This is a genomic window from Magnetococcales bacterium, from assembly GCA_015232395.1.
Taxonomy (GTDB): Bacteria; Pseudomonadota; Magnetococcia; order Magnetococcales; family JADFZT01; genus JADFZT01.
In genome coordinates, this window is the sequence record JADFZT010000045.1 from 1 (window position 1) to 12807 (window position 12807).

The window sequence follows — 12807 nt, forward strand, 5'->3', positions numbered from 1 at the left end:
GAAGCAGTCAGCCAAGCCCAGATCCAGATGTTGGATGACAAGCTCAATACCCTGCGGGAAAAACTACAGCACTCCCGGCGGCGGTAACGCCGATACCGTGAGCCTCATCACCGATGTGCAACTGGTGATCACCGCCCACGGCTTCGACGCCAAGGCGCTGGCCATGGCCACCTTTGGGGAATCCGGCGCCATCACCGGCGCATCGGTCACCGATGAATCCCATACCGCCTATCTCGGCGGGTATCTCCGGGCGGTTGAAGGAGTAAGCCTCACCGCCGTCTCCATCACCCAGGGCGTCACCCCCCTGGTGGAAGGGACCGACTTCGAGATCAAAGGCGGCGGCGTGCGTATTCTGCCGGGAGCGACCAACGTAACCGACGGCGACACCGTGCTCATGAGCTACACCCACGCCAATTCCACCACCGTGGAGGCGATCCTGAACGCCGGCAAGGAGTATCGATTCGCCTTCGACGGCTTCAACCAGGCCAACGACAACACCCCGGTGGTGCTCGATGTCTGGCGGGCGAAAAATACTCCGTCCTCCATTGGTCTCGTCACCGACGACTTCGGCAACATCGAGTTCACCTTTGATGTGCTGAAAGATGACTCCAAAACCGGGGCCAACATTTCCAAGTTCTTCAAGCTGAACCAGGTGGAGGCGTAGATCATGTCCATGCTGATCGCCAAAGAAGTCAACGGCATCAACTATCACGTCCAGCGCATGACGGTCCGGGAGATTTACGATCTTTTTGATCAGGCCGTTCGGAAGCCGGATGACGATGCCTCAGTCGAGCCAGAGTCCCCGGATTGGATCGGCAATACCCTGTTTGAGGAGGTGACCATCCGGGACATTCTCACCTTCACCGACCTCGTCCGTGAGCAACTCATGGAGATGTATCCGGTTGATGTGGAGGGGATCATCGCCGAGGTGAAAAAGGAAAACCCCCATTTTTTCGCCGCGTGCGGTCGCCTGGAGAAAGCCGGGAAGCAGTTGGATCGGGTGCTGATCGAATCCGCTTCAAACGCTTCCGGTCCGCCATCTTTACCTTGACCCGTCTCGGTCATTCCGGCGTCTGGGATTACCCCTGGGGGGTGTTCCTGGACGCTCTGGAATTCGAACACGATCTCGCCAAGGAAACCGACTGAACCATGGCCAGCACCCAGGCAGCGTTGGAATTCGTCATTCGCGCCAATGACGACGAGTTGCGCTCCAGCATCACCCGTATGGAGTCCGACTTCCGGCGCGGCGTCCAGGGCATGGCCAGCGCTGCCCAGACCCAAGCCAGAAAAATCACCCAGGCGCTTTCCGACATCCAGGGATTCCGGGATCTGAAAAAGCAAATTCAGGAGACCGAAACCCAGTGGCGGGACGCCACCCGGGAGGTAGCCCGGCTTGCTCGTGGCATGCGCGAGACCGAAACCCCCACCCGCCAGATGACCCGTGAGTTCGAACGGGCCAAACGGCAGGCCAAGGGGCTCAAGGATCAGCTGGAGAGTCAGCGGGAATCCCTGCACCGGATGCGGGGCTCCCTGCGCGAGGTGGGCGTTGATACTGCTCGCCTTGGAGAGAGCCAAGATCGCCTCCAGCGGGAGATGCGCGAGGCCACCCGTGAGGTACAGGAACAGACCCGGGTGGCCCGGGCTTTTTCCACCATCGGCGTGCGATCCATGCGCGACGTGGAAAATGAGGTTCAGCGTTTGGAAGCTGCCTACCGGGAGCTTTCCCGCTCTGGGCGAGTCTCCGCCACCGATCTCAACCGGGCCCATCAGCAGATGCAGCGCCGGGTCCGTGACCTGCGCGGGGAAATGACTGGGCTCAACCGCTCCATGGGCGGCCTTGGTTCCACGGTCAAGGGGCTGGTGGCCGCCTATGTCGGGTTCGAGTCCATTCGCGCCGCCTCCGGCTTCATCAAGGATTCTATCCTCACCTACGCCAATTTCGATGATGTGATGCGGCAGGTGGGGGCCACATCCGGGGCCACCAAGGAAGAGCTTTCTGGATTGACGGAGTTGGCCAAGGAGATGGGGGCATCGACCCGCTTTTCCGCCACCCAGGCGGCAGAGGGGTTGAAGTCCATGTCTCTGGCCGGGTTGTCGGCCAGTCAGCAAATGGCGGCCTTGCCCAAGGTGTTGGAACTGGCGGCCGCCGGATCGGTGGATCTGGAGACCGCCGCCGGTATCGCCACCACGGCGCTCGCCCAGTTTGGATTGGAGGCGTCGGATCTCTCCGAGGTCAACAACATCCTGGTCACCGCCTTCACCAATTCCGCCACCAACATTCAGGATTTGGGATTGGCCATGCAGTATGCCGGTCCCGTGGCCAAAGCGGCCGGGGCCAATTTCAAGGAGACCGCTACCGTCCTGGCGCTCCTCGCCAAAAATGGTTTCTCGGGAGAAAAGGCCGGCACGGCTCTCCGGGCCGCCTATGCCCGCCTATTGAATCCAGTAACCAAGGCCAAGGAGGCTATCGCTCGCTTGGGCCTGAAAACCCGGGCCGCCTCCGGGCAGTTGCTGCCCATGACCCAGATCCTGCGCAACCTGAAATCGGTGGGAGCAGACGCCGCCGACATGATCCGGATCTTCGGGGTGGAGGCCGCGCCGGCGCTGACTTCTGCCGTAGGCATGAGTTCGACTGCCTTCGAGGAACTGGTCGCCAAATTTCAGGACATGGGCAACGTCGCCGGAGATGTGGCCCAACAGATGGAAGCCGGTATGGGCGGTTCTCTCCGCTCCCTGGAGGCGGCCTGGGAAGGGGTCAAGATCTCTGTCGGCGAGGCCATCGATCAGCAGGGTTCTTTGAAACTGGACGAATTGGTCCAGGCCATCAACGAGAATAAGGACGCCATCGTCGAGTTGGCCCTGGCCGGGGTGGATCTGGCCGCCATGCTCGCCAAGGTGGCCCTGGAGGTCGGGCAGTTTCTTCTGGAATGGAAGGACGTGATCGCCGTCCTGGGCACTGTAGCCCTGACCGTGAAGGCGGTCACCACCGCCACCAAGGTGCTCACCGCCATCCGCACCGCCCAATGGTTTCTCACTGCTACCACGGCGGCCACCACCTTCACGGTGGCGGTGGGCGCGCAGGGATTGGCCGGGGCGTTGGTCCTGGCCCGAACCCGGCTTTTGGCTCTTGCCTCTGTCAACATGGCCTCCTTCTTTTTCTCCGGCGCCACTGGCATTCGAGGCATGGCCTTGGCGTTGGGAAAATTCGGGCTGGTGGGCGCTGCGGCCGCAGCAGTCGGGTCGCTCGGATATCTCGCCTACCAATGGTGGCAGACCAAAAAAGCCGAAGACGCCGCCGCCGAATCCACCAAACTGGCTGCCGATACCCAGGGACGGTTGGCCGCCAGATTGAAGGAAATCTCCACTCAACTCGGGATCTCCATCCCGGATATGGCGACTTTCAATCGCTTGCAGAAAGAAGGCGTCATCATCGCCGACGAAGCCGCCGGGGGTTGGCGCTTGGCCGCCAAGGCGGTCACCGATGGGCTGCGACAGCAAAGGCAGGACGCCCAACAGACCGCGCAGCAGCTCCAGGACCTGACCCGGCAGCGGGAATCCGCTGAGAGAAATCTTGTCACCCTGGAGCAACAATTGGCGGAGGAGAAAAAGCGCCTGGCCAGGGAGGTGTTGACCGAAAAGATCCGCGCCGCCGAGCAATCGGTTCAGGCCACCGAGCGTGCCGTCCAGCAGAGCCTGGAGGCGGAAAAGCGCCTAGCCGCCGAAATCCAGTCCCTGGAGGAGAAAAAGCGTTCTGCGCGCATGTCCACCGAGGACAAGGTCCGGGCGCTCTTGGAACGCAACATGTCCGACCGGGAGAAGGAGGCCTCCCGTGCGGCGGCCGCCCTGCAAAAACTGGAAGAGGCCCGCAAGATCCTCTCCCAGGAGAACCTCTCCGAGAAGGACGCCAAATGGGCCGAAACCCTGGCCCGAGGAGCCCAGGACGCCTATTCAAATTTGACCGATACCAGCGTAGCGCTGCGAGGGGTGCAGGATGCCGGAGACGTTCTCGAATCGCTCTACCAACGTCAGGAGCAATCTGCCCGCGAGGCGCTCTCCGCCCAACAGCAGGGTACCGCTTCTCTCACCCAGCAATTGGAACAGGCCAAGGCCACCGTGGCTGGCCTCAAGGCGGAGATGGACGCCATCCCGGAAACGAGCAAAAAAACGGTGGAGCTTCAGGCCCAGGTGGATCAGGCCCGTTCGGCTTTGGCCGAAATCGAAAACCAGATGGACGCCATCCGGGACAAGACCGTCACCGTGACGGTGCGCACGGTGGAGGCCAAGGCTGCTGGCGGCATGGTGGGCTTGGCCCGAGGCGGAAGGCTGCCCGGTTATGGCGGCGGCGACCGCATACCGGCCCTGCTTGAAGCCGGGGAGATCGTCATCCGCAAGGAGCGCTCCCGGGTGTTCCGGGATCTACTCTTGGCCATCAACTCCGCGCCCATGGATACGGTGCGCCGGCTCCTGCCGCAACTGCCGGGGTTCCAGAACGGCGGCATCGTCAACCACATCGCCATTCCACCGCTGCCGAGGCTGGCCCTGGCCGGCGGCGGGCAGGTCGCCAATCCCCCGGTGGAAGGCGTGGTACGGCTGGATCTATCCATGAACGGACGGCCCGCCGCATCCATCACCAGTCCTCGGCAGCAGGTGCGGCAGCTGGTGGATGCTTTGAAAGAGCTTCAGCGCGGAACGTTCTGATCATCCCATGAAGACGAATTCCATGGCCGCCTTGAGCGGCTTTTTTAATGCCCGGAGCCCGCCATGAAGAAACTCGGAGATTTGGTTCTGCCGGACTCCATCCAGTGGACTGATCGCCATGACTGGTCCCCGGTGGCCATGGAGACGGCCCGAGCACTGGGGGGAACGCCCGTGGTCTGGTCCCAGCCATTTTCCGGTGGCCAGCCCATCACCCTGGAGGCAACGGAAGATGTGACCTGGCTGGACCGGGCGACGGTGGACGCCATCCGCGCCATGGCCGCCCAGGCCGGGGCCTCTTTCATCCTGATCTGGGAAGCTGAAATCTACACCGTCATGTTTCGCCACGACGACCCGCCAGCGGTCTCATTCCAACCGCTTTGGCCGCACTACGACCTTTTTACCGGAACCCTGAAACTGATGACCGTCTTATAACGGAGGACGCCCGATGCCTGTTCAAGCCTCAGAGTTGAAGTTCTACAAAGCCGCCACCGTCGGCGATACCAGCAGCAACGGCGGCCGCATGTCCGCCAACGAGATCGCCGATGGGGTCAAAAACAACGTCTGGCCCGATGTGCCCCAGGGGGAGCGTTTGGCCGGCTCCACCAAATACCGCAAGGTGTTTTTCAAGGTGGCCAATGATGACGACACCAAACTGATCAACCCGCGTTTGTTTGTGGAAACGCCGACCCCGGGCGACGACCGGGTGTTGATTTTCCCGGGCACCCAGACCGATACCCAGGGGGATCTCACCGGAACCGTGCGCCAATACGGTGGTGGCTGGTTGGATGTGGACGTCTCCATCGGGGCCACCAGTATCGATGTCAACGTCGAGGCGGCTGCTGATGCAGTCTTCCAAAACGGCGACCTCGTCCGCATCTCCGACAAGGACGGGGTGGATGACGCTTCCGGCAACGTCGAGTTTGTCCGCCTGGATGCCACCACCGGCGTCACCTGGAACGGCGACAAGGCGACCCTCACGTTTGAGTCCGGCCAGTCCCTGCAGAGCGGCTATACCGCCGCCGGAACCCGAGTCTCCTCGGTGATCGAACCGGCGGACGTGGAAAGTTGGTGGGACAACTGGTCCGGTTCCACCGTGGCCGGGACCTATGACGGCAATGCTCCGACCACGCCGCCCGCCACCAACGTGCCCGTCACCGACTCCATCGGCTCCATCGAGCAGACATGGACCATCACCTTTTCCGACGCCAATAATTTTACTTGTGTCGGCGATACCGTTGGGTCTGTGGGTGGCTCATCTATCGTCAGCGGGGATTTCGCACCCAACAATGCGGATTTCGACAAGCCCTATTTTACGCTCCCCTCCATTGGCTGGGGTGGAACCTGGGCTTCGGGAGAGACCATTACCTTCCGCACCCATCCCGCCGCTGTGCCGGTCTGGTGGAAGCGCATCGTGCCCGCCGGAGCCAACAGCCTGTCGGCGGATAAAGTCGTCGTGGCCATCACCGGTGAATCCGCCTGATGAGCGAGATTTCCACCTCGCTCACCATCCAATTCAACGCCAGGGAGATCGACGAGCCCTTTGAACTGGTGGTGGACGATGACGACCAGAGCGGTTCCGCCCCGGTGCAAGTGGCCTACAGCCAGTTAACCTCCACCGTCTGCGGTTGGGGGCGGATCTGCTACGGCATGACCGAGATCACCCCCTTGTCAGTGGTGGAACCGGGGAAAAAACGCATCAAGCTCTACTGCTCCGAGCGGGTGGCCGGCACGGCCCGCCTCATGGTGGACGGCGGAACCGTCACCCTGGTGGGCCGCCGTTCCGAAGAGGTGATCGAAACCCTCACCTTCACTCGGGAGAACCGCAAGCGGCTGCGCTATTTCCATGACAGCCCCGACGTGGAGGTGATCGAACAGACCACCTTCCGGGATCTGGCCGGCAACACGGTGGATGCGCCCCGGTATGACCAGTCCCTGGGAGAGTTCTACGCGCCCCAGGGAGTAATCGGCGCGCTGGTGGTCCGTTTTGATTCTGGATACTCCCTGTTCGAGGTCACCTACGACAGTGGTCAATCCGTGGCCTCCGCCGCCCAGTTTGCCGAAATGCAGAGCGCTTGGCAGTCCGGCAACGTGGAGACTGCTGAAATCCCACCGGTCAGGGTTATCGCGCTTTCCGACTGGCATGCCGCCCAGGGGTCCTTTGAAAGAAAATTCTGGCCATCCGGAGCGCCGAGCATCTCGTTTCGGTCCAGTTCCTCTTCCAGAGACGATCAGTCCGAGGAGGAGGAAGAGGAAGCCGTGGAGGGTTTCTACCAGGAGGTTCCCGGCACCCGCCAGACCGTCGAGGAGCGGATCTACCATCCCGAGGATCCGGAGCAGTTCATCGACGTGGAAAAGACCATTTATCTGGAGGCCCGGGATTCCACCACCGGGCGGGTTTTCAAGCTCAGGCTCCTGAACAATGCCTCCGTTTGATATCGGGCCGTTCGACGCCATTACCGGTTTTCAGCTTCGGCCCACCATCCGGGGCTCCATCGAGATCGAGGGGTGGCAGCACAAGACTTATCAGTGGTGCTACGCCTTGTTCGTCACCGACAGCCCTATTGAGTGGAACGGGCGGCGGGTGCGGGTGAAAGGGTTGGTTTCTGGCGTTCAGCAGGAAGTGACCGCCCAGATTGGTGCCATGAGCGCCGGTTTGTCCGGTCTGCCGCCGCCCAGGTATTTCTTTTCGATTCAGGTGCTCAGCCAATACCCAAAACCGGGGGGTGGCGATGTGCCGACCCCTGGCACCTACCACGATTCGCCATGCCGTCAATTTTTTCCTTGGGCGGATGGTGAGGAAGCCGTGGCCACCCTGTTGGATTGAAGGCATGTCATGACACTTATCAAAGAACCGTTCTGCCTGGATCCGGAGACCATCGGCGCGTTCGCGGTCAATACCCCGTTTCTGATTGAGCACGAAGGCGTGGTGAAAATGCTCTTCATCGCCTCACTCAATGGCGATGACCACGAACGCAATTACGATCTCTGGCTCATGCCGAGCAAGAATGCCCAGCCCAGAAAGGTCTTGAGCTTCCATGACTGCGTCCACAACCCATGGGTGGTGCGGGAGAACGGCTTTTACAGACTCTACATCACGGTAATGGAGAATGCCTACGACCCGGCGCGGTACCGCAGCAGCATCCGCACGTTCACATCCACCGATCTGGTCAACTGGCGGCACGAGTCGGAGGTGATCGCCGGCAACGATACATTCCCCGAGGTGGAGGGGGTATCGGTAATCAAAGGCGAGGATGGCCGCTATGTGGGCTATTTCACCGTGGCCGCTGCTGGAGACAAAGGCCATCCGCGATTCTCCGAGAACTATACCGTCTTTTACGCTTACTCCGATGACGGCATCCGCTTCGGCGAATGGCACTGGCCCGAAGGGATGGACCCAGTTCCCAATGAGTCGGACCGTGGACTCTACAAACCCAATATCTACCGTGTCGGCCCATCGGACTACGCATGTTTCGTCTCGGTGGTTCCCTGGCTGCACCGGTTTCACCTGATGGTCTACCGCAGCCGGGATCTAAAATCCTGGGAAAAACTCGGTCCGTGGTTGCCGCCCAATCCGGAGCCGGGAACCACCCATGCGCTGAAGGCAACGCTGTTCCGGGGCCATCTCACCTATGCGCTCCGGGACCAGCGGTTCCGAACCTGGATCCGCACCGTGCCGGTAAATCTCACTGCTCTCTGCCCTGACTGGAAGCGGTATCACACGCCGTTTCGTCTCTGATCTCGATCTTTTTGAGGAATTTGCGCCATGGCTTTGCACTTTAACGATACCCTGCGGAATATCATTCTCAACAACATGCGCAGCTATATTGATGGATACTGCTACGTTTACAGCGGAACCCGACCGATCGGGCCGGATTACCCTCTGGCCGATGGCGTGCTTCTGGTCCAGTTCAATATTTCCTTCAATGGCGCCTCCGGCGGCAAGATCACCCTCTACAACGCTCCCATCGCCAGTGAGGTGGTGGCCACCGGCACCGCCACTTGGTTTCGGCTGATAGACGGCAGCTACAAAATGGATGGCGACATCTCCATTGAGGGTGGCGGCGGAGACGCCATTTTGGATAATGTCAACCTCACCGACGGGGAGATGGTCACCCTGAAGAAAATGGATTTCTCCGTGCCCAATCCCGCCTGATTTTTCCAAAGGCGCTGATCGATGGCCATCTCCAGACAGGTGAATTGCGCCTGGGCGCTTCGGACCGCTGGTGGGATCTCTGCGCCCTGGTCCGTCCGGGTTGATCGGGAAACATCAGCCCCCTGGTCGATCCGGGCGGGGACAGAATTGTCCGCCATCTGGTCACCCCTCCTGACCAGGGCCCTCACCACCCCCTGGAACCTGGAAGTTTCCCGTGAACTGGACAGTCCCTCGTCACTTCGTGTCAGCAACGGGGTGGATGCGCCATGGGGTGTTCATGTCGCTGGGGAGAGCATTGTTCCCTGGTCTCTGGGCGTTTCTCAGCAATTGGGCACGCCATGGGGAATCCAGGTTTCCCAGGATCATTCATCAAATTGGTCTTTGGGGGCTGGCCGATCTTTGACCGCTCGCCATGATCTGGGAGAGTTCGCCCAGGCTGGTCTTGTTGCCGACTGGTCCATAAGCGCCGCCCGGAAACTATCTGCTTCCTGGAGCATGGGGCTTGGCGTCACCCTGGTCTGTTCAATCATCCCGTAAACTGACCGCGCCATGGGCCCTGGCTGTTGCGCGTGGGATTGCCGATTCCTGGTCCATGGAATGCGGACGCAACCTTCGGGCAACCTTCGACCTCGGGGAGTTCGCCCGAGCCGGGGTCACAACGCCGTGGGCTGTGGATGTGGCTGGCGGGATCGTTTCCCCATGGTCGCTGAGCGTATCCAACACCCGGGTCGACTCCTGGTCCATCCAGGTCGATGGTTCCCTCGTCGCGCCCACAGCCATCCAGGTTTCCCAAAATCTCACCGCCCCCTGGCCAATTCAGGTGGCCGCCCGTCTTTCCGGATTTCCGGCACTGCTGGTCTCTGGCCAGCTTTCCGGAACCTTCGACTACCTGCCGCCTGAGCTTTCCTTTGAGAAAAACCTGCCACTGGCCTTTATCGCTGATCTGGCCGGATCCCACCTGCTGACCCAGGAATCGACGATTTCGTTTGCCTGCCAGGCGGAACTGAACGCCCGGGCCTGGGTGGTCTCGTTCGACCGGTCTTTGCCTCTGGCGCTGAATGCCCAATTTCAGGCCGACGCGAAACAACTGACCCTCTCCAACACCATCCCGGTGGGGTTTGATGCCGTTCTGGCCGCCGGAGCCCGGGAGATGGTGGCGGACAATCCGCTTCCTCTGGCTTTTGAAGCCGCCATGGATGAAGGGAACCGGTCGGTCCATGCGGATTTTGCTCTCTCGCTGACGATTGAGGCGAATCTGGCTGAAGGAAGCCGGTCGATCCATGCGGACATGGTTGTCCCGCTCGTATTGGAGACCAATCTGGTCAGGGGTGCCAAAAGCGCAACTGCACCGGATCTGCAATTGCCGTTTTCCATCGATGCGAAAATCCAGGGCATCTCCGGAGAGATCCAATTTGATCAATCCATTCCCATCACCCTGGATGCCCACGTCTCCCTGTTTCCCCGATCCCGGCAGCTTGCCGCCGAATACGACATCCGCTTTCCCGCCGAGAGGGATCTGGATGCCGGCTACGCCTTCGGGGATTTCGCCAACCGGTGGCTGGAGACCCCATGGGCCCAGGAAGTCTCTCAGGTCATCGCCGCCCCGTTCAACATCGGCACATTCGTCGCTCCCACGGGTCTGGGCGCCTCCTGGAACATCCAGGTGGGCCGGGATCTCTCCGCCCGCTTTGGAACTCCCATCGAGCGAGCCCTGGTTGCGCCGTTCCATGGAACCATCGCCAACGACCTGGCCACCCGATTTGCCATCATGGGCCCAGTGGCCGGGGATCTCCTGGCCGCCTATAGCCAATCCGAGCCCACGCGGGCCGACATCGGCGCCGCTTACGCCATGCTGGATCTGAATCCGGTGGAGGAGGATCTCACCGGGTTCTGGGATCTGCTGGCGGAGGTCTCGCCGGTCCTGCCGTCGTCCGGGGTCAAGGCGATCCATTTCGGGGTACCGTTGTGATCCTGTCCGCGAACATCGCCATGGCCGAGGGCGATTACGCCTGGACCGGAACCATGGAACTGGAGGATCCGGCTTCCTACCAACGTATCCGGGTGGATGATCCCTTCACCCTGGAACTGGGAGGCGAGTCGTTCGCCATGATGGTGGACAACAAGACCCTGACCAGAGATGGCATCAGCCGCCCACAACTTGTCGTCTCCATTATCAGTCCCACGGCCCGTTTCGCCTTTCCCCGGGCTGAACCCATGGAGCGAACCTGGGAGACGGCCATCCAGGCCCGGGACGCCGCCGAAGAGGCAGTGGGCGAAGAGATCCAGTGGAATCTGGTGGATTGGCTTATTCCCGGCGGCCGCCTTGCGGTTTATGACGCCGCTCCCATCGACGTGGTCCGAACTATCGCCGAGGCCGCCGGTGGGATGGTGGAAACAACCCCCGGAGGGATACTCCGAGTCCGCCATCGTTTTTCGGTGGCAGTACCTGATTGGCGGCGTGTATCGGTGGATCATGTCCTGACCGACGCCGCCGACAACCTCTCCAGCCGGGAATCCCATCGCGCCCAGAGCAGGGTGAATCGGGTCGTTGTGCGGGGATATCTGCCTTCGAGCGGCAACCTGTCCGCCGAGATCGATGGCCGCATTGATGGCCTGAACGCGGGCCGCACCGCCTTCTACAGCGGGGAGACGGCCCATCTCCTGGTCCATGCCGGCGCGGAGGTGGACGATATCAGCGTGGCGGCATCCACAGGAACGCTCTCCGCCAACGCCGATCAATCCTACCAGGTCACCCAGGACGTCTCCTTTGACGGGTCCAACAGCGCCTCCCTGAACCAACCGGCTGTTTCCATCGATTCGGTGATCTGGCTGGGCGCCGATCTGGGGGAGATTTCCCTGGAGACCGACGGTATGACCGTGACGGCCGCAAACTCGGGCGTCGCCATCGCCCGTATCACCTGTACCATCCAGGCAAAGTCATGGGGACTCTCCGCGCCATCTGAGGTGGCTGATCTGGATTCCTTCCCGGTCCAAGTCAACATTACTGGAACCGCAGGTGATGCGGTTGGAGACTGTGAGATTGTTTGCCAACGAGGCAACGGAGAGTTTTCCGGCGAAGACATCTCCGACCCGCTTCTTTCCACCACCGAGGCCATGCGATCCCGAGGGCGGGCCGAGATTGACTCCGGCGAAGATCTTCAGGAGGTTTCTCTCACCTGCGTTCATCGTCCTGGAATCATGCCTTGGCAGGTCGTTGAGGTCCATGACGCCCTGATGGGTCGTTCCTGGCGGGGCAAGCTGACCTCAGTTTCTCATGAGGCCACAGGTGGCCGCATCACCACATCTTTGGAGATTCTCCGTGTCCACCCCTCTGCATGATCTGCAACGCCTCGTCGCCAGCCGGAAGGCCATATCCGGACGGGTGGTGGCCGTCACCGGCGGCATGGTCCGCGTGGCCACGGCTCAGGGGGTTGTTGAGGTTGCTGGCAACGCCACCCTCCATGTGAGCGAGTCGGTGACGGTGCGGGATGGAGTGGCGTTCCGTACAGCCGAAAAGGAACATGCCCCGGTCCATTTTGTTTGAACGCACGCTACCGACGGACCGCGAGTTCAACCCAGCAGGGGAACTCAAGCAGTCCGAAGGATCCTCTTCCTCAGTTTTCAAAGATCAGAAGGAGCCTCGGTGGTTCCTTTGGTCGTGCTACGTCAGCCTTTAATCAACGCTATCATTGTTCGAGAGAAAAAAACCTGTATTTTCAATGCGGACGGAATTTACATGCGGGACAGGATTCATCGAGAAGATCTGAGATGTTACGACTTCTCCTAAAACAAAAATTTTCACAATCGACTCTTTGTGTTCAAAATTGAACAGTTTCATTATTAACAAATGAGCATTATGCCCTGAGCATGCAAAGAGATGCGGCCCATCCGGGCGGCATGTTTATTAATGGAATGGGTAATCAGTTGTGTCGCCACTCATCCAAATCGGCAAAATT

The 12807-nt window shown here is 60.7% G+C and carries 13 protein-coding genes; all 13 read left to right on the forward strand.

Annotated features, from left to right (window positions below):
- Positions 1 to 664, forward strand: a 664-nt coding sequence (locus HQL52_12715) for a hypothetical protein (GenBank protein MBF0370307.1), incomplete at its 5' end; no start/stop codon positions are given.
- 3 nt (positions 665 to 667) lie between these two features.
- On the forward strand, positions 668 to 1051 hold the full coding sequence (locus HQL52_12720; GenBank protein MBF0370308.1) for a hypothetical protein: 384 nt from the start codon (positions 668 to 670) through the stop codon (positions 1049 to 1051).
- 98 nt (positions 1052 to 1149) lie between these two features.
- Entirely contained in the window at positions 1150 to 4698 is a 3549-nt protein-coding gene (locus tag HQL52_12725) for a phage tail tape measure protein (protein ID MBF0370309.1), read from the forward strand.
- A 63-nt stretch (positions 4699 to 4761) separates the two neighbouring features.
- On the forward strand, positions 4762 to 5130 hold the full coding sequence (locus HQL52_12730) for a hypothetical protein (GenBank protein MBF0370310.1): 369 nt from the start codon (positions 4762 to 4764) through the stop codon (positions 5128 to 5130).
- A 13-nt stretch (positions 5131 to 5143) separates the two neighbouring features.
- Complete coding sequence (locus tag HQL52_12735) at positions 5144 to 6178, forward strand: hypothetical protein (GenBank protein MBF0370311.1); 1035 nt, start codon at positions 5144 to 5146, stop codon at positions 6176 to 6178.
- Positions 6178 to 7131, forward strand: coding sequence for a hypothetical protein (locus tag HQL52_12740; GenBank protein MBF0370312.1), 954 nt, complete (start codon positions 6178 to 6180; stop codon positions 7129 to 7131). The genes HQL52_12735 and HQL52_12740 overlap by 1 nt, the downstream gene beginning before the upstream one ends.
- Positions 7118 to 7522, forward strand: coding sequence for a hypothetical protein (locus tag HQL52_12745; GenBank protein ID MBF0370313.1), 405 nt, complete (start codon positions 7118 to 7120; stop codon positions 7520 to 7522). Before HQL52_12740 ends, HQL52_12745 begins: the two co-directional genes overlap by 14 nt.
- Positions 7523 to 7531: 9 nt before the next feature.
- Positions 7532 to 8434 (forward strand): hypothetical protein, encoded by a 903-nt coding sequence (locus HQL52_12750; protein ID MBF0370314.1) that lies wholly within the window; start codon positions 7532 to 7534, stop codon positions 8432 to 8434.
- Positions 8435 to 8461: 27 nt separating this feature from the next.
- Positions 8462 to 8851 carry a hypothetical protein gene (locus HQL52_12755; protein ID MBF0370315.1) on the forward strand — a complete coding sequence of 130 codons (390 nt, stop codon included), beginning with the start codon at positions 8462 to 8464 and terminating at the stop codon, positions 8849 to 8851.
- A 21-nt stretch (positions 8852 to 8872) separates the two neighbouring features.
- On the forward strand, positions 8873 to 9388 hold the full coding sequence (locus tag HQL52_12760) for a hypothetical protein (GenBank protein MBF0370316.1): 516 nt from the start codon (positions 8873 to 8875) through the stop codon (positions 9386 to 9388).
- A gap of 55 nt (positions 9389 to 9443) precedes the next feature.
- On the forward strand, positions 9444 to 10820 hold the full coding sequence (locus tag HQL52_12765) for a hypothetical protein (GenBank protein MBF0370317.1): 1377 nt from the start codon (positions 9444 to 9446) through the stop codon (positions 10818 to 10820).
- 20 nt (positions 10821 to 10840) lie between these two features.
- On the forward strand, positions 10841 to 12190 hold the full coding sequence (locus HQL52_12770) for a hypothetical protein (GenBank protein ID MBF0370318.1): 1350 nt from the start codon (positions 10841 to 10843) through the stop codon (positions 12188 to 12190).
- The gene (locus HQL52_12775) at positions 12171 to 12395 is read left to right on the forward strand and encodes a hypothetical protein (GenBank protein ID MBF0370319.1); all 225 of its coding nucleotides are present in this window, start codon (positions 12171 to 12173) and stop codon (positions 12393 to 12395) included. Before HQL52_12770 ends, HQL52_12775 begins: the two co-directional genes overlap by 20 nt.
- The last annotated feature ends 412 nt before the right edge of the window (positions 12396 to 12807 follow it).